General features: G+C 45.4%; 17 protein-coding genes. 11 read left to right on the forward strand and 6 right to left on the reverse strand.

Annotated features, from left to right (window positions below; translation table 11 throughout):
- Positions 1–80 precede the first annotated feature (80 nt).
- From A8C56_RS05955 to A8C56_RS05980, 6 genes are all read left to right on the forward strand, one after another.
- On the forward strand, positions 81–800 hold the full coding sequence (locus tag A8C56_RS05955) for a beta-galactosidase (protein WP_067753316.1): 720 nt from the start codon (positions 81–83) through the stop codon (positions 798–800).
- Complete coding sequence (locus A8C56_RS05960; protein ID WP_067753319.1) at positions 797–1519, forward strand: DUF4832 domain-containing protein; 723 nt, start codon at positions 797–799, stop codon at positions 1517–1519. Before A8C56_RS05955 ends, A8C56_RS05960 begins: the two co-directional genes overlap by 4 nt.
- Before the next feature lie 221 nt (positions 1520–1740).
- Positions 1741–3237: a glycoside hydrolase family 16 protein gene (locus A8C56_RS05965; RefSeq protein WP_084490040.1), complete on the forward strand. Its 1497-nt coding sequence runs from the start codon at positions 1741–1743 to the stop codon at positions 3235–3237.
- Positions 3238–3267: 30 nt separating this feature from the next.
- Positions 3268–4527 carry an META domain-containing protein gene (locus A8C56_RS05970; protein WP_067753325.1) on the forward strand — a complete coding sequence of 420 codons (1260 nt, stop codon included), beginning with the start codon at positions 3268–3270 and terminating at the stop codon, positions 4525–4527.
- A 487-nt stretch (positions 4528–5014) separates the two neighbouring features.
- A complete protein-coding gene (fusA, locus tag A8C56_RS05975; RefSeq protein WP_067753327.1) occupies positions 5015–7162 on the forward strand; it encodes an elongation factor G in 2148 nt (715 codons plus the stop codon).
- 242 nt (positions 7163–7404) lie between these two features.
- A complete protein-coding gene (locus A8C56_RS05980; RefSeq protein WP_067761652.1) occupies positions 7405–8151 on the forward strand; it encodes a lysophospholipid acyltransferase family protein in 747 nt (248 codons plus the stop codon).
- Positions 8152–9168: 1017 nt separating this feature from the next.
- Here the strand turns inward: A8C56_RS05980 and ccsA are convergent.
- Both ccsA and A8C56_RS05990 read right to left on the reverse strand, forming a co-directional pair.
- Positions 9169–11769: a cytochrome c biogenesis protein CcsA gene (gene ccsA, locus A8C56_RS05985; RefSeq protein WP_067753330.1), complete on the reverse strand. Its 2601-nt coding sequence runs from the start codon at positions 11767–11769 to the stop codon at positions 9169–9171.
- Between the two features lie 8 nt (positions 11770–11777).
- On the reverse strand, positions 11778–12233 hold the full coding sequence (locus A8C56_RS05990) for a cytochrome c maturation protein CcmE domain-containing protein (protein WP_067753333.1): 456 nt from the start codon (positions 12231–12233) through the stop codon (positions 11778–11780).
- A 226-nt stretch (positions 12234–12459) separates the two neighbouring features.
- Here A8C56_RS05990 and A8C56_RS05995 point away from each other — a divergent pair, with 226 nt between their 5' ends.
- Positions 12460–12807, forward strand: a complete 348-nt coding sequence (locus tag A8C56_RS05995; protein ID WP_067753336.1) for a HesB/IscA family protein — start codon at positions 12460–12462, stop codon at positions 12805–12807.
- A 9-nt stretch (positions 12808–12816) separates the two neighbouring features.
- Positions 12817–13713: a class I SAM-dependent methyltransferase gene (locus A8C56_RS06000; protein WP_067753339.1), complete on the forward strand. Its 897-nt coding sequence runs from the start codon at positions 12817–12819 to the stop codon at positions 13711–13713.
- Positions 13714–14011: 298 nt separating this feature from the next.
- On the opposite strand, the gene A8C56_RS06005 is transcribed toward A8C56_RS06000, so the two are convergent.
- On the reverse strand, positions 14012–14860 hold the full coding sequence (locus A8C56_RS06005) for a glutaminyl-peptide cyclotransferase (RefSeq protein WP_071609318.1): 849 nt from the start codon (positions 14858–14860) through the stop codon (positions 14012–14014).
- Positions 14861–15074: 214 nt separating this feature from the next.
- Positions 15075–15911: a glutaminyl-peptide cyclotransferase gene (locus tag A8C56_RS06010; protein ID WP_067761656.1), complete on the reverse strand. Its 837-nt coding sequence runs from the start codon at positions 15909–15911 to the stop codon at positions 15075–15077.
- Between the two features lie 189 nt (positions 15912–16100).
- Between A8C56_RS06010 and A8C56_RS06015 the strand changes: the two genes are divergently transcribed.
- The 3 genes from A8C56_RS06015 to A8C56_RS06025 all read left to right on the forward strand — a co-directional run bounded on the left by A8C56_RS06015 (position 16101) and on the right by A8C56_RS06025 (position 19636).
- The gene (locus A8C56_RS06015) at positions 16101–16574 is read left to right on the forward strand and encodes an Lrp/AsnC family transcriptional regulator (protein ID WP_067753341.1); all 474 of its coding nucleotides are present in this window, start codon (positions 16101–16103) and stop codon (positions 16572–16574) included.
- 1 nt (position 16575) lies between these two features.
- Positions 16576–17580 carry an EamA family transporter gene (locus tag A8C56_RS06020; protein WP_084490409.1) on the forward strand — a complete coding sequence of 335 codons (1005 nt, stop codon included), beginning with the start codon at positions 16576–16578 and terminating at the stop codon, positions 17578–17580.
- A gap of 334 nt (positions 17581–17914) precedes the next feature.
- Positions 17915–19636: a phospho-sugar mutase gene (locus tag A8C56_RS06025; protein ID WP_067753344.1), complete on the forward strand. Its 1722-nt coding sequence runs from the start codon at positions 17915–17917 to the stop codon at positions 19634–19636.
- Between the two features lie 278 nt (positions 19637–19914).
- On the opposite strand, the gene A8C56_RS06030 is transcribed toward A8C56_RS06025, so the two are convergent.
- Positions 19915–20988, reverse strand: coding sequence for an alpha/beta hydrolase (locus tag A8C56_RS06030; RefSeq protein WP_067753347.1), 1074 nt, complete (start codon positions 20986–20988; stop codon positions 19915–19917).
- A 273-nt stretch (positions 20989–21261) separates the two neighbouring features.
- Entirely contained in the window at positions 21262–22920 is a 1659-nt protein-coding gene (locus tag A8C56_RS06035; RefSeq protein WP_067761658.1) for an FMN-binding glutamate synthase family protein, read from the reverse strand.
- Positions 22921–22980 lie beyond the last annotated feature (60 nt).

Consider the following 22980-nt stretch of genomic DNA (forward strand, 5'->3'; position numbering starts at 1 on the left):
GGTATAAAAACTCCGGTGATATGCTCCTTCTGAGTTCAAACAGCAGTAACTCATTTTTTAATGACAGGTAATATTTGACCATGAAAAAAAAGGGATTTTTACAATTATGTACAGGTATCCTGTCTCTTTTGCTCTGTACCCGGCTTTATGGTCAGATCGAGAATTTTTCGGCACAGAGGATCGCTCGTATTATTCCAAAAGAGATCGATAGTGTATTAACGAACCCGGGAATCGGCTTCACCACTTTTCAGCGGTTCAATGGTGATACGCTGAATCAGGGGCTGGAATGGACAGAAGGCAGGCCCATCGTTTATCAGCCATTCAAGGGAAATTTAACCAATAAGGAATACCCGCTTACATCCATTGCTTATTTCAGGGTTTACTGGCGGTTCCTGGAGCCGGAAAAGGGTAGGTTTAACTGGAAAATCATTGATCAGGCACTTCTTACAGCTCATGAGCGCGGGCAAACGCTCATGCTGCGCGTGGCGCCCTATGGAGAAGGCGATGACAAAGATAGTGATGTGCCCGGCTGGTACCGGGCTATGGTGGGATCGAAAAATGAATGGTTCACAGATTCTGCCGGCTGGCGGGTAAATCCGGAAGATCCGCGATACGCGCAATATTACGGGGGAATGATTGCCGAACTGGGTAAACGGTATGATGGGCACCCGGATCTGGAGGCCCTGGATCTTTCTATTGTTGGCTTCTGGGGGAAGGCCGCGGCGCTTCGCAGCTTTCCCGGCAAACAAGGGAAGCTTTGGTGGACGCCTATACAGACCATTTTAAAAAGACGTCTTTGATTGCTTTGTTAACCGATAAGAAAACAGAAACATATGCCCTGTCAAAAGCCGGTATTGGTTGGCGCATCGACTGCCTGGGTGATATGGGAGGCTTTGATAAGAACTGGTCGCACATGCTGGATTATTATCCGGAAGGCATTATCAATTTCGGAATGCAGGATGCTTGGAAGAAAGGGCCTGTGAGCCTGGAAGTTTGCTGGGTAATGCAAAAATGGAAAGATGAGGGATGGAATATTGATTATATTATAGATCAGTCGCTTAAATGGCATGTTTCAAGCTTTAATGCTAAATCATCTGCCGTTCCAAAAGAATGGTGGCCACAGGTGAACCGGTGGCTGAACAAAATGGGGTACCGCTTTGTAGTGCGCAGGTTCACTTATCCGAAGGAGATCATGCGTGGCGGAAAATTATGGTTCACCTCCTGGTGGGAAAATAAAGGCGTAGCGCCCATATATAAAAGAGATTATTGCTTCGCAATACGGTTGCAGAACAGGCGGGATACGGTGATCCGTACTACTGATGCTGCTATTACGGAATGGATGCCGGGAGATAACCTGTATGATAATGCAGTGTACCTGCCTTATGATTTACCGGCAGGTAATTATCAGCTTGACATTGGTATCATAGAAAAACAGACAAATGAGCCCAAAGTAAAACTTGCTATTGAAGGCAGGACAGCAGATGGCTGGTATCGCCTCGGCAGCATCAGTGTTAAATAAACAGTAACTCAGGGCTTTCCGGAACAAGACAGTGTAAAGGCCCCAAATTACTGTTTGTTATAAAGTGACCGTTATTGTAGTGATCCTGTAGTAATTACAGCCAGAAATAAAAAACGCAATCAATATAAAAACAGACTAATGAAAATTTTTTTTACCTGGTACTGATCCTATCCGCTATAACCGCCAGTGGCCAGCAAAACAAGAATGAACAGTTGCACTTAATGGGTACCCGCAGCTGGATACGTGTAGGCTGGGATACGGTACCCGGCGCAAAAGAGTACCGGCTTTATTGGTCCGCGAAAGGAAAAAAGCCCGGGAAACCGGATACCATAATAAACGCAGGATCAAACCGGTTTTACATACAGAATGTGCAGCCGGAAGCTGTGTATAAAGTATGGGTGGCGCCGGTTACTGAAAGAAAAATAAAAGGCGTGTTAGCCGGTATTGTCAGGACACAGAAAAAATGGATACAGGATCCTGAAGAATTAAAGGAATTAAAAATCAACCCCAGCTCCGCAGCAGTGCCAAAAGGCATGAAGCTTTTCTGGCAGGATGAATTTAACGACGCATTATTAAACCGGAATAAATGGACGACCAACTATTTTTCTACGTTAAATTATCTGAGCCCGCAATCCCGCAAAGAAATGCTTAAAGATCAGTTGCCGCAACCGGCTTACAGGATGAACGGAAAAACGATCGATCTTTTTGTGAACGACTCATTGCCCGTAAGATTATATGACCCCAAGGGGAGCCAGAAAATATCCTCAATTCAAACCTATGACTGGAGAACAAATGAAAATCTTTTGGATAACAGCCGGGGTGGTTATTTTGAAGTAAAAGTAAGACGCAGCAGCAAGGGCAACCCAAAAGGCCTGAATACAGCTTTCTGGCTGGACTCACCAGGGCCGGACCTGCGTTATTATCTGGAGCAGGGAACTGTGTTAAATGGCGTACATGGCATCCGGCCGCCAGGTCAGGTTTTTGAGATCGATGTGTTTGAAAACCTGAACGCCCAGTTTGTATTGCACGGGCAGGTAGATAAGAACGGGAAATTTATACACAATCTAGCCACGCATATTGCTAATGGGTATCAGCACAAGGACAATTGGGTCACCCATGGCATTTTGTGGACGCCGGTCAGCATTAAACATTATATCAACGGCACCCTGATCCATGAGTATACAGACAAGCATAAAATTTATTCGCCCAATCATTTTATGAACGTTTTTTTGGGTAGCTATGGATCCGGCAACGCCGTAAATATGGAAGTGGATTATATCCGGTATTATCAATGGCCCTTAAAGGATAGTAACGAATTGCCCAATCCGGGTTTTGAAGATAGCGAAAGTCTTGTACCCTGGGAGGGTACCGGCACGCTGACAACGGGTACCGGCAGAAACAGCAACCGTGCCGTATTACTGGATCCCGGCCAGATGATTGAACAATATGTGTATGTTGATCGTCAATCCGATTATAAAATGGAATATTGGTTCAGCGGAGCGCGCATTACAGCAACCATTGAAGACGTGGCACCGGTAAATGGCGCCCTGACCCCGCTTGCGGTGCACAATGAAAACGGGGAGGGCTCTTTTAAAAAAAGGATAATCCGTTTTAAAACAGGCAGCGATTTCAGAAACAATAAAAAAACGATCCGTATCTCATTTGCCAATCATGGTGCCTCAGCTGTTGTTTTAGATGATATCACTATAAAAAAATAAACCGGCATTGAAATGTATAAGAGGTAAAAAATGTTGCACCTCTACAGCCCGCTTCGGGAATCTTTTGATCTGCCTAATTTTTCATTACCGGATAAGAGCATATTCTTTATAATTTTACAGGAAAACACGGTTTTGATCATACAACGGTATTTATGGGTTTTTGTGACGCTTACAGCGCTGGCTGCGGGCAGTTGTGCGTCCAAAGCCCCTTTGCAAAGCACATTCCATACAGAAGCACTGCATCATAAATGGAAGATAACAGCGCTAAAGGATTTTCCATTGTCAATGCCTTATGCTTTCCTGGATCTGAGGAATGTATACCATTCTACGGCTGCAATTGGCTGCGATACGCTAAGCGTGACACCCAGGCTGGGCTACAACCGGATAGAGCTGGACGACCGGGTATCCGCCGGCGGCCCCCCCAATTGTACAGACAGTGCTACCCGTTCCTTATTTATAAAGCAACTGGCTGATGTATATACGTATAAGGTTACTGCCACCCGCCTGGAGTTACTGGACCGGAAAGGTGCAACCGTTTTACAGGCTGAGATTGATCCAGAGGATGAAAAAGGGAGCCTTAACCGCAGATGGGCTATTGTAAAAATGATCAACGTTACATCGGACAGCTTTAACCTGCTGGATCCTTTTATTGACCTGACCGATCTTACCCGGGCCCATGCTTTTGCCGGCTGTAATCAACTGCGGTTCCAGGCAAAGGCCGTTGCGCCCTATTCCCTTTCTTTCAGTAAGGTGGCCGGCACCCGCAAATATTGCAAAGCAGCAATGGAATATGAATCCATCCTTACAAAGGCGCTGCCATTGGTTACCAAATACCAGGTCATCGGTAACCGCTTAAAATTATTTGATAAGGAGAATGTGCTTTTACTGGAGGGAAGGGCTGCTCTCAATGAAACCGGCCTTTCAGGGGCAAGTATGCCTGTCAAAAGCCCACTGAACCGTCAGTGGATGCTGACCGGAATGGAAGGTTTTACCAAAGGCGAACTGATAAAAGCAAAGGCTTCTATTGATCTTACTGACTTACAGCATGCCGGTAGTAAGGTTGGGTGCAATACGATCCGTTTAACGGCCATAGCACAGCCAGGCAACCGGGTTCAGTTTACGAACCTGTCCTCAACAAAAATGTATTGTGCTCCTTTTATGAAACTGGAAGCTGCCTGCATAGAAAAGCTGGAACAGGTACGGGTATATACCCTTGAAGGGCATAGGATTCAACTGAAAGACAGCGCAGGGAACCTGCTGATAGAAGCGGTGGCGGCTGATTGGGATTAAAGCCGGGCATTAAAGAGCTTTTTGTGAATGGTGAAAGGTGAATGGAGACAAAAGATAAGGACTGACTAAAAAGTCTGTTTATAGTAGATTGTCGTTCTGAACTTGTTTCAGAATCTATTGACAATGACAAAAGGGGCTTTTGGTCAGCCCCGGATAGCTGATACCTGACCGGGACGATGAAGGGAGTGACACAACCACGCCGGGCCCTGTTCTGCAGCCGGCTAAAAAACAACAATTAATACGCTTTTCTTCCGGAATTTGTATTGATTCTGACCGGGAGGAGTTTTTCATTCATCTTTGTGAAATTTTATAAGTGAAAAATTTTATGTACGTTTAAAGGGTATTTTCAGCTTATTTTGCAGGAATTTCCTACCTTTGCAGCCTTAAATTCCATTCTTTGGGTTCAGTTGGCTACTTGTATTTGTAAAACGCTGGTAATTAACAGGATGGAATTTGTCAAACAAAATCATTCAACTTTAGAACAATCATGGCAGATTTAAAATTTCAAAGGAACTTTGGTATTGCCGCTCATATTGATGCCGGTAAAACCACTACAACAGAGCGTATTTTACGTTATACCGGTATGATTCACAGGATTGGGGAAGTGCATGAAGGCGCTGCCACCACCGACTGGATGGAACAGGAAAAAGAGCGTGGTATTACCATTACTTCTGCTGCGGTAAGCTGCCAGTGGAATTTTCCTACCGATAAAGGAAAAGTAACACCAGAAACAAAAAAATATTCTTTCAATATCATTGATACTCCGGGGCACGTGGATTTTACTGTTGAAGTAGAGCGTTCCATGCGTGTACTGGATGGCCTGATTGCATTGTTCTCTGCAGTAGACGGGGTAGAGCCGCAATCAGAAACCGTTTGGCGCCAGGCAAACCGCTACCGTGTACCGCGGATCGGTTTTGTAAACAAAATGGACCGCCAGGGCGCCGACTTCCTGAATGTTGTAAAGCAGGTAAAAGAAATGCTGGGCGCAAAAGCCGTTCCCCTGCAATTGCCGATTGGTGCTGAAGATCATTTTAAAGGAGTGGTAGACCTGATCAAAAACACAGGGATTATCTGGGATGACGCAACTGAAGGGATGACTTATACAGAAGTGCCGATTCCTGATGACATGAAGGCTGAAGTGGAAGAATGGAGAGCGCACCTGATTGAAGCCGTGGCTGAATATGATGATCAGTTGATGGAGAAATTCTTTGACGACCCGAACACTATTTCAGAAGATGAGATCCATGAAGCCATCCGCAAAGCCTGTATTGACCTGAGCATTGTGCCGATGATGTGCGGATCTTCTTTCAAAAATAAAGGGGTGCAGACAGCGCTGGATGCGGTTTGCCGTTACCTGCCTTCTCCGGTAGATATTGAAGCGATCGAAGGTACGGACCCGAACGACCCTGAGAAGGTACTGACCAGGAAGCCGGATGCAAAAGAGCCTTTTGCAGCATTGGCATTTAAGATCATGACAGACCCGTTTGTAGGCCGTCTGGCATTCTTCCGTTGTTACAGCGGCCACCTGGATGCAGGTTCTTATGTATTAAATGTAAGAAGCGGTAAAAAAGAGCGCATCAGCCGTATCATGAAAATGTTTGCGAACAAGCAGAACCCGGTTGATTTTATTGAAGCGGGTGATATCGGTGCAGCCGTAGGCTTTAAAGAAATTAAAACGGGAGATACACTTTGCGATGAGAGCCACCCGATCGTGTTAGAAAACATGTTCATTCCGGAACCGGTAATCTCTGTAGCAGTAGAGCCTAAGACACAGGCCGACGTTGATAAAATGGGTATGGCTATTGCAAAGCTGGTGGAAGAAGATCCTACTTTGCGCGTAAAGACCGATGAAGACACCGGCCAGACCATCTTAAGCGGTATGGGTGAGTTGCACCTGGAGATCATTGTAGACCGTATGCGCCGCGAATTTAAAGTAGAAGTGAACCAGGGGGCGCCCCAGGTAGCTTATAAAGAAGCGTTCAATGCAACTGTTGAGCACAGGGAAATACTGAAAAAGCAAACCGGTGGCCGTGGTAAATTTGCGGATATCCAGTTTAGCCTTGGCCCGGTTGATGAAGACTGGAAGAAAGAAAATCCTGATAAGAACTACCAGTTTGTAAATGACATTTTTGGTGGTGCTATTCCAAGGGAATTTGTTCCGGCCATCCAGAAAGGCTTTGAAACATCCATGACCAGCGGTGTACTGGCCAACTACCCGGTTGATAATATGAAGATCCGTGTATTTGACGGAAGCTTCCACGCGGTAGACTCTGACTCAATGTCTTTTGAGCTTTGCGCCAAACAGGGTTTCCGTGAGGCTGCCCGTAAGGCAAAACCCATTTTACTGGAGCCGATCATGAAAGTGGAAGTGATCACTCCGGAGCAATATATGGGGGATGTAACAGGTGACCTGAACCGCCGCCGTGGTATGATGGAAGGTATGGATACCCGTGCAGGCGCGCAGGTGATCAAAGCACAGGTTCCGTTAAGTGAAATGTTCGGGTATGTAACCCAGCTGCGTTCCTTAACTTCCGGCCGTGCATCCAGCACCATGGAATTCTCTCATTACGCTCCGGCACCCACCAATATAGCCGAAGAGGTAATTGCGAAAGCAAAAGGAAAAGTGACTGCATAATTATAAAGTCAATACTTTTAAGATACAAGCCCTGGCTCTGGCCGGGGCTTTTTCATTTGAGAATAGGATAGCCTCCCGCAGAATGCGTACCTGCCTGGGGCGAAGCAGGAAACAATGCAGAAGAAAAGGTTCCCAACTATCCTGTATTCATAGTAGTGGTCGGGAAAAAAGATTCCGGGAGGCTGCTTTTTGTAAAAAACGTTAATTTGCTTATTTTGACCCCAAAAAATCTCCGTACGAATATGAGCAAACCAACTGGCCGCATCAGAAATGTAAATATTGTAAGAAAGTTTGTTCATTTTACAGTAGGGATTTTTACATACCCGGGTATCGCCATTTTTAATAAACTAAGAATCCATGGTGCCGAAAACCTGAAAGCACTGCCAAAAAATAATGTACTGTTCGTAAGTAACCACCAAACCTATTTTGTAGATGTTATTACTTTTTTTCATATCCTTTCTGCATTGAAATGGGGCAAGAAGGAGCGTTTGGGTATCCCGTATTATTTTCTGAACCCTTATACAAGAGTGAACTATGTGGCGGCAGAACAAACCATGAAAAGCAGCTGGCTGAGCCGGTTGTTTTTGCTGGCCGGAGGGCTTACGGTGAAACGCACCTGGAATGAGAACAGCAATGAAAAAAGAACAGGGCTGGACCCATCGGACACCCGCAAGATCCAGCGGGCTCTGGATAAGAACTGGGTGATCACTTTTCCGCAGGGCACCACCACGCCCTATGCTCCTGCAAGAAAGGGCACTGCGCTGATCATAAAGCACCACCAGCCCATTGTTATCCCTGTTGTGATCAATGGGTTTTCAAAAGCCTTTAATAAAACAGGTATTACCTTAAAAAGAAGAGGGACACAGCTTACAGTAACTTTTAAACCCCCGCTGGAGATTGATTATAATGCATCGGCCCAGGAAATCACCAACCAGTTAATGGATGCGATTGAGCAGAGCAAAGAATACATGCCGGAAGTGCTGAAATAGTGAGTGGTGAGCAGGGAATAGTAAATGAGATGGTTGATAGTTCATGGCTTATGTTTTTGCCCGATTCCGGGCTCTGGTTTCCCGATTCTCAATTCTGATTGCTGAAAACTGATAGCTTATACAATAGTGAAATTTATTATAGCCCTAAACAAAGTATTGCTACTAAAAAACCGGGGCATTAAAATTCCTCCAAAGCAGATGGGATCTATTGATTCCCGACACTCTGGTATTTCCAGGAAGCACCAAAAGAAAAGGTACATGCAGTAAATGCTCCCGCGGAAATCGTGCCTTCCTGCCGGCGGGCTACCCTGTACACATATCTTTTGCTAACAGATATAAGCGTTTCTGATTATTATACGCTGCTTTTTCTTGTTTTTCATCCGAATGTTCGGATTCCGGAACACAATTACGACTACTACAGCTAACCGGCTTTGCGGCGCCCGCCCGTTGAACCAACCGTTCGCCTGAACTGCCGAACGGCAGGCAGGGACGAGCCGCTTTTAATAACTTCGATTACTTGTTTTCTTTCTGATCCTTTTTGTTTGCCCAGAAAGGATCGCAAAAAGGGCAGCCGGTTCCGAAATTTCGGAAGGTTACAGCACGATTCCGGCAGGGCACTACTATCCGCTTTAGAATATAGTGGTGTGTCCCGCCACAATTGACCAACCCGGGAGGGCGGGACGCTCGACTTTAGAATTTCTATGATTAGGCCCAGGCAGCTTTACAGCTATCCGAAGTTCGGATATTTTGCCCGTCTCCTAAAGGCTAATTACAATTACAGTTACTACACGCTCCCTGATAATATGAGAAAATAGTTGTAGGTACAGCGTAGCTGCCGGCGAGGCAGGGAATAGCGCTGATAATCCTCCATCTGCGCTTCCGCCAATGGCGGAAGCCTGCGTTCCGAAGGTTCGGAACAGCGGGACGTAACACGATAGTGAAATTCATTACAGGCAATAAAAAAGGGTTGCATTTTTGCGGGAAACTTTTTGGTCTGATTAAAATGCCATATCCGTATTACGTCTGAATTCCTTTCCGCATCCGGTTCAGCCGCAGCCTGTTGAACATGCTGATCAATGTGCCGATAACGGTAATGATCACACCTCCCCAGAGAAGGTTTATATATGGGAACTTATAAGCCTTTAAGGTAACATATTCCATAACATTGGAGGACTCTTTAACGCCGATCTGCGCAACACCGTTTACTACATTGTTCAGCATCAGCACGAGGCTTTGTGCCATTACTGTATCCTGCGACTGGAATAAGGTCTGCCCTTTGCCCCTGATCATTAAAAGATCCGACTGATAGGAGGGGCCTTTAATAGACTGTACTTTCAGCGAAGCGGTGTAACCGGTATCGCTCTTATCAAAACCGGCGAGTGGCAGGTTGTCTTTGCCAGCCAGTTTTTCCAGCACAATAAATCCGCGGCTATAGAAGATCGTATCACCTACTTTTTTGGTGCTGAACGCAAATTGTGCGGTATCCTTGTTCTTTTCCGGATTGGGCAATGCGGAAACATAGGCAAATATATCATGATCCCAGTAATGCCTTGCAGAAGGATTGGCCATCAGCCCCTCATTGCCTTTGTAATTGATGAAGGCATTCGGGTGCAGCATAAAGCTGTCGGTGGGGGATCTGAACCAGATCTTAAAATAGGTCTGCTGCTTTTTGGGATGGGCAGAGTCCCCGATATAGGTGACATCATAAGGCCCCATTTTCATAGAAATGCCTTTTACCAGCGTCAGGTTTTCCCCGCTCACTTCTTTGCTGTCCTTACCAAAATCAATAGCAATGCCGCTGGTATTATAGGAAAGCACTTCTTTTTTACCCGCAGAAAGCAGGATGCCTACCAGCACCAGGCCAAACCCAAAATGCGCAATAGAGCCACCGCTGTTCCGGATATTGCCTTTCATTGCGGTGAATAGATAGGCCAGGTTGGCTACAACGGCATAAACACCGGCAACCAGCGCTATCCAGATGTTGATGAGGAATCCCAGGCCTTCTTTATCATAGTTGATCTTTATGACTACAAGGATGAACGTGGCAACCAGGGCGCTGATCAAAGTAGGTACCGCTATCTTTTTTAAGAACAGGTTAATGGGGGTTTCCTTATAACGAAAGTATTGGACAATGGCTGTGAGGATGCCCACAATAATAGCCACCAGTACCTGGATCTGGTTATAGGAAAACTCATTGTTTTCTCCTGGTGCTGCATTTATTTTATAAAGCTTGTTGAATACCGGTAAGGACGTCTGGAAGATGATGATCAGTGACGACAGGAAGAGCACGAGCGAGCCGATGAACATCCAGAACTCCCGGCTGCTGGCACTTTCCTCTTTTTTGGCTGCGGGCACCTGCCGGTTCATGAATACAATAAAAGTAATGATGCCCCCCAGGATCACATACAATGGAAAACCGGGAATGACCTCGCTGAGGAAATAAGTGCCCAGTGAAAGCAGCACTGTAACGCCTGCAATGATCCATCGCTGTTTATTGGTGGTGGCGGCCATCAGGGGCATTACCCAGGTAAATACCAGGAGGAACAGGAACAACTGGCCGTTCATTCCTATATCTGCAAAGGCATGCACAGAGGCTTCGCCCAAAACACCGCTTTTGGTAAGGAAGGTGGAGTACAGGATAAAAATGAACGAAAGCCCGAAGAACAAAAATGTAGCACGTAATGAAAAACCGGTATGCTTAAAGACCAGTAAGGTATGCACCCCGGAAACCATGATAAGCCAGGGCACCAGGGAGGCATTTTCTACCGGGTCCCAGGCCCAGTATCCTCCAAAATTCAGCGATTCGTAAGCCCATTTTGCACCCATCATAATACCCAGTCCTAATACGGCTACAGAAAAAAGTGCCCATGGCAATACTTTGCTGATCCATTCTTTTGTTCTGCCCGTCCACAGGCCGGCCATTGCATAGGCAAAAGGAAAAAGGGTAGAGGCAAAGCCCAGGAATAATACAGGCGGATGGATCGTCATCCAGTAATTCTGTAATAAGGGGTTCAGGTCATTACCATCTTTAATCAGGGTCATATAATCCGGGCGGATAGGATTGGCCGGATTGAAGCCAACGTGCATAACAGGCGCATTATCCAGCACTCCGGATTCCCTCAATAAGATAAAGGGGTCGGACCCGATCTTTACATCAAGCACATAAACGCCCAGGATCATGGTGGCAAGGAAGAATTGCGCAAAGCTCACGATCATCATTACCGGGGCCTCCCATTCTTTATCTTTTTTAATAACGATCAGCCCCAGCACACAGTGCCAGAACGTCCACAACAGGGTACTTCCTTCCTGTCCTTCCCAAAAACCGCTGAGGATGTATTTTAATTCCAGGGAACGGCTGCTGTGCTGCCAGGCATATTTGTATTCAAATAAATGATGATAAAGGATATGAAAAAGGGCGGCAAATATGACAATAACGGAAAAGGCCTCTGTAAGAAAGGAAAGGCGCGCCAGTTTTAACCAGGATTTCCGGTCGTCCGGAACAGCTGACCGGGTTACTTTAAAATAACTGAAGCTGGCAACAAATGATGCAACAAGAGACAGGATTACAAAAAAATGTCCAATTTGTCCGGGCAGTGAATCCTCGCCGATATAATTCATTTCTTCTATTATTGTTTAACCATGGCAGCGGGTGGCTGGGTACTTGTATAGGAGGTCCTGGTATCGCCTGGCTGTGGTACATGTTTGGAGGGGTCTTCGTCTTTGTATTTGCTCGGGCATTTGGTCTGTATGCTCTGGCATTCAAAAACCCCGTTATTGTATTTCCCTTTCAGCACTAACCGTTCGCTTAATTCAAAATTCTCCGGTTTAGGGTTGTGATAGACGACATTTATTTTTTGCCCAAGGCTGTCAACAGCTGTAAACTCCATAAAATTCGGGTCTTTAACGGCATCATACTGAAGCGGTTCGCTCTTATCCCATTTTGCCATCAGATGCACAAATTTGCCCGGTTTTGCCTTTGCAGTAGCCACCGTATCATAAGTAGTGGTAGTTTGCAGAAAGCTTACTAAAACGGCTATTGCGCCAGCCACCAGGACCAATAATATAATGTGGATTTTCTTCATTACCGGGGTTTAAAATTTTTGGCAAATTTACATCAAAAAATCGGCATCTTTTACACTAACATTACAATTGGAAAAATGTTGCAACAAGGTTAAAGTTTATTTTAGGATTGTAAAGAGCCCGTTCAGGCTAAGGCGTTGAACAGTTCAGTATGCCGTTTGTTTTAAAAAGTAAATAGGTGAATGCCAGGAGCTCACGCCTTTTCTTTAAATTGATTAATTTTGCAGAATGGATAATGTAACAACAACAGCACCTGTAACGTTTACCCCCGGTGCTGTAAAGGAAATAAAAAGGCTGATGAGCGCTCCTGATTTTGAGCAGGAGCAATTTTTGCGCGTAGGCGTAAAAGGAGGCGGGTGCTCGGGTTTAAGTTACCTGCTTGGTTTTGATAAAAAAGAAGCGAACGATAAAGAATTTGAAGTGGAAGGCATTCCCTGCATCATTAATAAAGCGCATGAAATGTACCTGGCGGGGATGGAGATCGACTGGTCAGAAGGACTGGACAACCGCGGCTTTACCTTTTCTAACCCTAACGCCTCCAGCACCTGTGGCTGCGGAACCAGTTTTGCCGTTTAAATTTTATTCATGTCCCGGATCCACTATTCCAGTTGCCCCGTTTGCGGAGCTGCGCAACTCAATACTGTTTTTTCAGTAAAAGACTATACTGTTAGCGGGGAATTGTTCCCTGTTGTTGAATGTGCCGGCTGCACCCTGCGTTTTACACAGGATGTTCCTGCGCAGGATGCCATAGGCGCTTATTATAAATCCGAGGACTATATTTCCCACACCAATACCCGTAAAGGACTGATCAGTAAGCTGTACCAGGCAGTGCGTACCAGAACAATGCAGCAAAAAGCAGAAATGGTTAGGAAGTTTACGAAGAAGAAAACGGGCCGGCTGCTGGATCTGGGCTGTGGTACGGGAACCTTTTTGCATACCATGCAGCAGGAAGGCTGGGAAGTTACAGGCCTTGAGCCGGATGCGGATGCCCGCCATATGGCAAAACAACTGTATCAACTGGATGTAGCCCCTTCGCCTGAACTTTACCAGCAACCTGAAAATTATTTTGATGCGATTACGCTATGGCATGTGCTGGAACATGTGCATGAGCTGCAACCCTATATAGCACAGTTAAAGAAGCTTTTAAAGCAGGAAGGCGTTTTACTGATTGCTGTGCCTAATTATACCAGTAAGGATGCCCGGGTTTATCAGCAGTACTGGGCTGCTTATGATGTGCCCAGGCATTTGTATCATTTTTCGCCCCGGGCGATAGAAATACTGCTGGCGCAGCACGGTTTAAGGATCTCCCGGATGCTGCCCATGTGGTTCGACAGTTTTTATGTGGGCCTGTTAAGCAGCAAATACAAATTTGGAACCACGCGATACATCAGCGCTGCGCTGCATGGCTTGTCTTCCAATATCAATGCCATTGGCAATACCAAAGAATGCAGTTCGGTGATTTATGTAATCCGGAAAGGGTGAGAAATGAATAGTTAATAGTAAGATGTGAGCAGTGAGTGTGAATAGAGTGAAGACGGATCATTATTGACTGCTGAAATCTTAATTCTCAATTCAATGTCGTTTCCTTTGGAGACCGAATATCTTCCGCTGGCGGGAGTCCCCGAAGGGGGAAGGTGGATCTCTTCCCCCGGCCTTCGGCCACCCTCTCTAAGAGGGGGACAATTGCCAGGCCTTCACTAAACGAAAAAAATAGTATACGCCCTATGCACCTGTCAACGTAGAACTTTACATATCTCGCTTAAGGAAACGACATTGATTCTCAATTTCCAAACTGCACTTCGTACAACTCCGGCCATTTTTTCCCGGTTATATAGATCTTTTTAGTGTCTGAATCATAGGCAATACCATTGGGAACGTCATCCCGTGGATTGAGCTCCGGAGCGATTTTTTTGATCCTGTCCCAGATGGGAGTAACGTCAATTCTTCCGGTAACCCGTCCGCTGGCCGGGTCAATTTTACAAATATAAGGCTGTTGCCATTGGTTGGCGTATACGGAACCTTCAATAAATTCCAGTTCATTGATCGAATTGATCAGGTCACCGTTTAATGTTACGGCCTGAGTGCTTAGCAGCCGGAAAGTATGCGGATCATAAAAGTACAGGTTGCTGGTACCATCGCTTACGATCAGTTCTTTGCCATTATTAGTCAGGCCCCAGCCTTCAGTAGTAATAGGGAATTCTTTCAGCTTTTTAAAATTCATGTCATAAACAAAAACAGCATGCTCCGTCCAGGTTAACTGGTAAATGGTATCGTTCAGAATGGTGATGCCTTCACCAAAATATTTTTTATCAAGGTCCAGTGATCGCAGGATCTTACCGGTGGTTATATTGGTTTCTAATAACCTGGATGGCTGGCTGCTGACAACGTTGGAATCGTCACCGCCGGTGCCTTCATACATCCGGCCTTTATAAATAATAAGGCCTTGTGTAAAAGAAGTAGTGTCATGCGGATAGGTTTTAATGAGGGAAAAGCTGATATTTTTTACATTGTCAGTCTTTGTAGTGTCTGCAGAAGTGTTGCCATTACTATTACCGGTATCTGTACATGAGAGAGTGAAGATTGGAAGCAGGATAGCTATTGCCAGCGAAAAAAGGAGGTTTTTTATCATTAACAAATATAACCGAAAAACTTCCGGGTGGCCGCGTGCATCAATTTATTTTTTACTGAAATGGGCTATGAATAAGATTCATCCGCAATGCCACGAATAAGCGCCCAATGGCGCTATTCGTATCCGTTTAAAAAAAAACGTATTTTGTTTATTCGTGTATCTGTGGCATAATTGTTTACAGATTTATGCGTTCGGCTTGGTTGATGTGCTTACATTAATTCCCGAACTGCACCTCATACAGCTCCGGCCATTTTTTCCCGGTTATATAGATCTTTTTAGTGTCCGGGTCATACGCAATACCATTGGGAACATCCGCTGCCGGGTCAATCTGTTTGATGCGGTTCCAGATGGGCGTTACATCAACCCTTCCTGTAACCTGCCCGCTGGCCGGGTCAATTTTGAAAATATAGGGTTGCTCCCATTGATTGGCATATACTGCACCGTCAATAAATTCCAGCTCATTAATGGAATTGATCAGATCACTGTTTAATGTCACGGATTGGGTCCTTAACAGTTGGAAGGTATGCGGATCATAAAAATACAGGTTGCTGGTACCATCGCTTACGATCAGTTCTTTGCCATTGGTGGTCATTCCCCAGCCTTCTGTATTAATGGGAAATTCTTTCACCTTTTTAAAATCAGGGAGCGTATATACAAATACCACTTTCTCTTTCCAGGTCAGCTGGTATACCGTGTCATTTAAAATAGTAATACCTTCTCCAAAATATTTACCATCCAGCTTTACTTTTTTCTCAGCTTTGCCGGTAGCAAGGTTTACTTTCATTAAAGCAGAACCAGCTCCCTCCGGGGCATAATCGGCCCCGCCTGTTCCTTCATATAACTGTCCTTTATAGAGAACCAGGCCCTGGGTAAAAGATGCCGTGTCGTGAGGATAGGTTTTTATTACGGAAATACCGATGTTTTTTACATTGTCAGCCTTTGAAAGATCCGGAGTGGTGCCGGTGGTGTTTTTATCATTATCCCGGCATGAAATAGCCAGTGCGGAAACAGTAACTGCGATCACCAGCGAAAAATAGCTGCTCTTTATCATATTCATATTATTTATTGCCTTAGGCGGATGCAAAAATAGCGAAAACAGTAAAGCTATTCTGCTGTATCAGCCTACAGGGGAATGATACAGGGTGGTCCTCTTTTTTAGAATTATTGTTTATAAAATGTATAATTATAAGAATAATATTCTATTTTTTTTATTTATTCAGAATAATATTAAATTTGGGGCATGGAAAAGAGAATGATTCACCTGGATGAAACGGATCTGGCCATTTTAGAGCTGCTGCAGGAAGATGCCCGCATTACCAATGTGGCGCTGGCCAACCAGTTAAAAATGGCACCATCTGCCATGCTGGAACGGGTACGAAAGCTGGAGGAAAAAGGAGTGGTGAAAGGATATAGCGCTGCAATCGATCCGCTGGCGGTAAACAGGGAACTGCTGGTCTTTATTTTTATCAAAACGAAGGACAGCTTTGCCAATGATAAATCTGCGCGGGCGCTGGCGGCTATTCCCCAGGTTATGGAAGTGCATCATATTGCCGGCGATGATTGTTACCTGGTAAAGGCGCGGCTCTCCGGCCCGATGGAACTGATGGAAATGAAACGGTCAAAGTTCAGCAAGATACCCAATATCATTTCCATGCGCACCACTATTGTACTGGAAACTGTAAAAGAATCTTCTCATATTTCAATTGAAAAATAACATGAATCTGAAAAAAGCGCCATCCACTTTACTGGTTATAATGGCGTTTGCTGCTGTATACCTTATCTGGGGCTCTACCTACTTCTTTATAGAAATAGGAGTGCATTTTATACCCCCTATGCTGCTGGGTGGTCTGCGGTTTGTGACTGCAGGCATCATTATGCTGGTAGGAACTGGTTTAAAAGGCGAAAAGATATGGAACCCATCAGTTATTATACATTCAGTCATAAGCGGTGTGCTGCTGTTGTTTGTGGGTAATGGGGCGGTTATATGGGCAGAGCAGTATTTGCATAGTTCGTTTGTTGCGATCTTTCTGGCTTCTGCGCCTATCTGGTTCCTGGTTTTTGACAAGCCCAACTGGTTGGAGAATTTTACCAATAAATTCACCCTGCTGGGGGTAGCCATGGGGCTGACCGGCGTCATTGCCTTATTTTATGAAAAGGTAACAGGCCGAGATCGTAATCAGAGCCTGTTGCCTGTGCTGGCTATTTTTATCGGCAATATCGGCTGGGTGGTGGGATCCCTTTATTCAAAATATAAAGTAAAGGTAGTAGCTCCGTCTGTAAATGCTGCCTGGCAAATACTATCCGCCGGGGTGGTATTTTTTATTGCCGGGTTTGCGGATGGCAGCATCGCCCATGTGAAATGGAAACAAATACCTGCGGAAGGCTGGATGGCGCTGGGTTACCTGGTCCTGTTCGGATCTGTTATTGCTTACAGTGCCTATGTGTTCTTACTGGGCGCACGTAGTGCTGCACAGGTTAGCAGCTATGCTTATGTGAACCCGCTCGTAGCAGTGCTGCTGGGCGTTCTGATTAATAAAGACCCGTTGACAGCGTTGCAGGTTACGGGGCTGGTAGTTATTTTATGCAGCGTACTGTTTATTAATCTTGCCAGGAAAGAGCGGGCAAAGAAGCAGGCGAAAACGGGCCCTCAACTTCATTCTGCGACGCAATGCACAAATAAAGAAGTACATCCGGTTTGCAATCAGAGCTCCTCCGCCTGAATTAATTTTAACAATGGGGTTGATAGAGGCTGACCAAAAAGTCTGTTTATAGCAGATTGTCGTTCTGAACTTGTTTACAATCAGATGCCATTTTAGATGCTGAAATAAATTCAGCATGACAAAGGGGACTTTTTGGTCAGCCCCACCTGTAAAACAATGGAGCGGCCTGTTAGCAGCGGCGGCCTTGTGTGGCTTGCTTTCTATGCTTTAGTATCTTATCGGGTACCGTTTTTTGCGAGCCGGATTTGGGGCCCGGCTCCGGCGGCTTGTAAAATCTGAATGTTGATTCTATAAAAATAGTATCTTCAGACCTGATAAAATAAACGAAGCAAATATGGATAAGGAGATTCAGCAAAAAGCAGATCAATGGTTGCAGGGCAATTATGATCAGGAAACCAAAGAGGCTGTAAAAAAACTGCAGGAAGACCCGAAAGGGTTAACCGAAGCCTTTTATCAGAACCTTGAGTTCGGTACCGGCGGCCTCAGGGGCGTTATGGGGGTGGGCACCAACCGCATGAATAAATATACGGTTGGAATGGCCACACAGGGATATGCCAATTATCTGCTGCAAACCTACCCGGGTACAGAAGTATGCGTGGCCATTGCGCATGACAGCCGGAACAACAGTCGTTTTTTTGCGGAGACCACTGCCCATGTTTTTGCTGCCAATGGCATAAGGGTGTTCCTGTTTGAAGCGTTGAGGCCCACTCCGGAGCTTTCATTTGCCATACGGGTCTTAAAATGCCAGGGGGGTGTGGTTTGCACCGCCTCGCATAATCCAAAAGAATATAACGGGTATAAAGCCTACTGGAATGATGGCGGGCAACTGGTGCCGCCCCATGATAAGAACGTGATCAGGGAAGTGGAAAAAATAGCTTCGGTAGATGATGTGAAATGGACGGGCAACGATGAATTGATCACCATCATTGGGAAGGATATAGACGAGCAGTATATTGAAATGGTGAAGGGCCTGAGCGTGTTCCCGGAGGTAATTGAAAAACAAAGCGATCTGAAAATTGTATATACGCCCATTCATGGAACCGGTATTACGCTGGTGCCGCAGGTACTGGAACGTTTTGGCTTTAAGAACGTGCATATTGTAAAGGAACAGGAAACGCCGGATGGCAATTTCCCTACGGTGGAGTATCCCAATCCTGAAGAAAAGGAAACCATGAGCATTGGCCTGGAGAAGGCTAAGGAACTGGATGCGGATATTTTGCTGGGAACAGATCCGGATGCCGACCGGGTAGGCATCGGTGTAAAGGATAACCATGGCAACTGGGTGCTGATGAATGGCAACCAGACCGCTGTGCTGGCTTTTAATTATTTGCTGGAAGCAAGAAAGGAAAAAGGCCTGGCACAACCCAACGATATGATCATTACCACTATTGTAACCACCGGTATGATCGATGAACTGGCCAAAGGATATGGCGTGCATTGCTACCGGGTGCTGACCGGTTTTAAATGGATCGCAGAGCTGATCCGGGAAAAAGAAGGAAAAGAAAATTATATCATCGGCGGCGAGGAAAGCTTTGGACTGATGATAGGGGATCAAATCCGTGACAAAGATGCAGTAAGTGCTGTGGCACTGCTTTGCGAAATGGCCGCATATGAAAAGGATAAGGGTAAAACCCTATTTGAAAAATTAGTGGAGCTCTACATCCTCTTTGGTTTTTATAAGGAACGGCTGATCTCTATTACCAAAAAAGGAATAGACGGCCAGCAGCAGATCGCTGCTATGATGCAGGACTACCGCGATCATTTGCCCAAAGAAATTAATGGCTCCAAAGTGGTGCGCGTACTGGATTACCAGAGCAGGAGGTCTACAGACCCGCATACAGGTGCCTTCACTGATATTACACTGCCCAAATCCAATGTGCTGCAATTTCAATTAGAAGACGGCAGCCTCATTTCTGCAAGACCCAGTGGCACAGAACCAAAGATAAAATTCTATTTCAGTGTAAAAGAAAAATTAGCCGGCGCAGATCAGTTTGATGAAGTGAACCGGCAACTGGAAACAAAAATTGACCGCATTATTGCGGATATGAAGTTATAGCAAAGCTTCTTTATTTGTAAATATACCAAGTGTACCGGCGAATATTTGCCGGTACTTTTTTTGCAGGAATAATGCTTACTGATAAGGAACGAAAACCAGCATATTTCAGGCTGAACTACGCGGACCCGCATTCATATAAGTGAATTTATTGCAAAGGAAGATAAAGCGTTGCGTTTCTGCCCGTATGTTTTTAACGGCAGTTTTTAGTGTAATTACAGTAAGCAGGCAGCCGGATAGAGGATCCCGTTTTACATGAATGACTCAATAAAATCCTGGTGCTAAAATGTATACTTACTGCCGGGATAAAGCTCCTTATATTGCCTGTACACAATTTGCGCTTCCCTGTACTTTTTATTTTCCTTAAAAAACCGGATGATCTGTTCCAGCTTTTGCTGAGAAGGGATAAATGTATGTCCTGCGCTTTCCGAGAATTTTTTATAGGAGTTTATAATAATATCCGGCTGCCGGGATATTTCTTTAAAATCCACTTCATATCCTGTAAAAATAAATTTTAACGCGTCGTACAGAGCCGGCAGGGCAATAGTGCCATGGTCTTCCTGTTCATAGAATTTGTATTTATGTTCAAGAAAGGGTATTCGGCAGGCGCCCACTACATTGTTGAACTGTTCAGTAGCATCATTACCGGCGTCAAAACTGGCTGATTTGGTCTTATTGTTGGCCTGTGCAAGGTATAGCTTTGTTTTATGGCGTATTTTTGAAGGTGCCAGGCTCCGCGCTTGTCGTAAGATGTACGCATTGTCCCACCAAATGCTGGGATCCATTAATATATATGCGTTAAACAGGCCGGCATGATGCACCAGAATATTCGAAGCCGCCAGGCCGCCAAATGAATGGCCGCTTATGATCCTGTAGTCATCAGTTCTGTAATGCCGGCTGATGTACGGGAACAATTCCTTTGCCAGAAATTGAATAAAGTGCTCATTGCCACCGCTGTTTTGAAACAGGCGCACCGTACTGTCATCCGGTGATCTTATAAAAGATTTTGTAGGGGTCAGGTCCCTCGTGCGGTCTTTGTTTTTAATGCCAACAAGGATCATTTCAGGCATACAGGCATATGCACCCTTGCTCAGGAATTGCGTTACCGCTTTATAAAAGCCGATGCTGGTTTCCCCATCAAAAAAATAAAGAACGGGGTAGCGCGCCGCGGAATACCGGGCATCATCATAACCCGGCGGCAACGATATATAAATTTCACGGTCTTCATTAAGGATATCAGAATGAAGCGTTGCGATGGAAAAACTTTTATTAAGATCCTGCGTGCGCCCTGCAATAAAAAAACAGAGACAGGCAACGGTAAAAAAAAATGATTTTTTCCTCTCCCGATACTTCATATTACCTGGTTTGTATTTTATTATTGAAATGACCTGCCTGGTAAAGCAATATGCAACGGAGCAAATATACCCGGAAAGGAACGGCTGCATTTTCGAATTCAGGAATTTTTGATAGCAGGGGTTTGCTGTCTGCGATAACCGGCGCCTAACAGGCCCGGGTCAGAACAGGCTTTACTATGGGGCCCGGGACGTATCAGCGGGCTACAGAACACTTACGGGCGTAGTGAAAAGCCGGTATGATTTTCCAGCTCCAACAAAGGATTGCAGGCTCTTTTATTCCTTTGTTTCTATTTTTTCCACTTTCTTTTCTTTCGGATCTTTTTTGCTCCAACTGCCTACAGTTACAAAACCCCAGTGTGTTTCATCAGCATATTCAAAATCAATCTTATGTTTTTCAGGGATATTCCCTTCCGCTAATGTACCTTCTTTTACAGAGGGAAAGATTTCTTCAAAAGTGTGCATAGATGTCAGCGATATCCTGCGGTACACATGTGAACGGGTGATATCGCTCATACTTTCCAGCCCCGCCGCGCCCATCAGCTCTACAAAAGACCGGACAGTGTTTTTATGAAAGTTGGCCACCCGGTGCTTTTTGTCGTCCACTACAAGCCCTTTGGTATATTTAGGATCCTGTGTGGCCACTCCGGTTGGGCAGCGGTTGGTATTACAGAGCAGCGCCTGTATGCACCCCACGGCAAGCATCATGGCCCTTGCGCAATTGCAGGCATCAGCACCCAATGCTGCGGCACGTGCTATATGAAAGCCCGTAGTGATCTTTCCGGATGCAATGATCTTTATATGATGGCGGATATTCAGCCCTCTCAGTATGTCATCTACAAAAGCAAGCCCGTCTAAAAGCGGCGCCCCTACATAGTTAGAGAACTCCTGGGGTGCGGCGCCGGTTCCTCCCTCGCCACCATCAACCGTAATAAAATCGGGATAAGTGTCCTGGGAGATCATGGCTTTACAAACTGCAATAAATTCGGTTTTATGGCCGATGCATAATTTAAAGCCTATGGGTTTGCCGCCCGATAGATTTCTTAATTGCCTTATAAACCCGATCAGCTCCCTGGGAGAGCTGAACGCTGTGTGATAGGGAGGTGATTCTACCGTAGTGCCCGGGGCAATATGCCGGATCTGTGCGATTTCCGGTGTGTTTTTTGCAGCCGGCAATATGCCCCCATGACCGGGTTTTGCACCCTGGGAAATTTTAATTTCGATCATTTTCACAGCAGGGATCTTTGCTTTTTCTGCAAACAGTTCCGGAGAAAAGTTGCCGTTTTCATCGCGACAGCCAAAATACCCGGTGCCGATCTGCCAGATCAGGTCGCCTCCGTGCTTTAAATGAAACTCGCTCAGGCCTCCTTCACCGGTGTTATGTGCGAAGTTTCCGATCTTTGCACCTGCATTCATTGCTTCAACTGCATTTGAGCTCAATGACCCGTAACTCATGGCAGAAATATTGAGGATACTGCCATTATAGGGTTGTTTGCAATCTTTGTTTCCAAAGAGCACGCGCGGATCATGATCCAGGGTATTAAAACCTTTCGGAGCAATAGAGTGACAGATCCATTCATATCCTGGTGCGTACACATCCAGTTGGGTGCCAAAGGGCATGGTGTCATTGTCTTCCTTGGCACGCTGGTAAACGGTTGACCGGTCGATCCGGTTCAGCGGACGACCGTCAATATCTGATTCAATAAAATACTGGTAGATCTTGGGGCGCAGCTCTTCCATCATATAACGCATACGGCCAAATACCGGGTATATGCGCCGGATAGTGTGCTTTGTTTGTACCATATCATAATAACCCATAAGGGAAAGCACCAATGTGGCCGCAAAGATAACATACCAGTTCTTGCTGATATACCAGGCAAGGAAGAACGTAACAATGAGCGACAACAGGGATACAAAAATAAATATGCGTCTCATAGAAAACCGGTTCATTGAATAGACGAAAGTAAGAAGAAAAACCATTCCGTCAAGATCTGC

The organism is Niabella ginsenosidivorans (assembly GCF_001654455.1).
Lineage (GTDB): Bacteria > Bacteroidota > Bacteroidia > Chitinophagales > Chitinophagaceae > Niabella > Niabella ginsenosidivorans.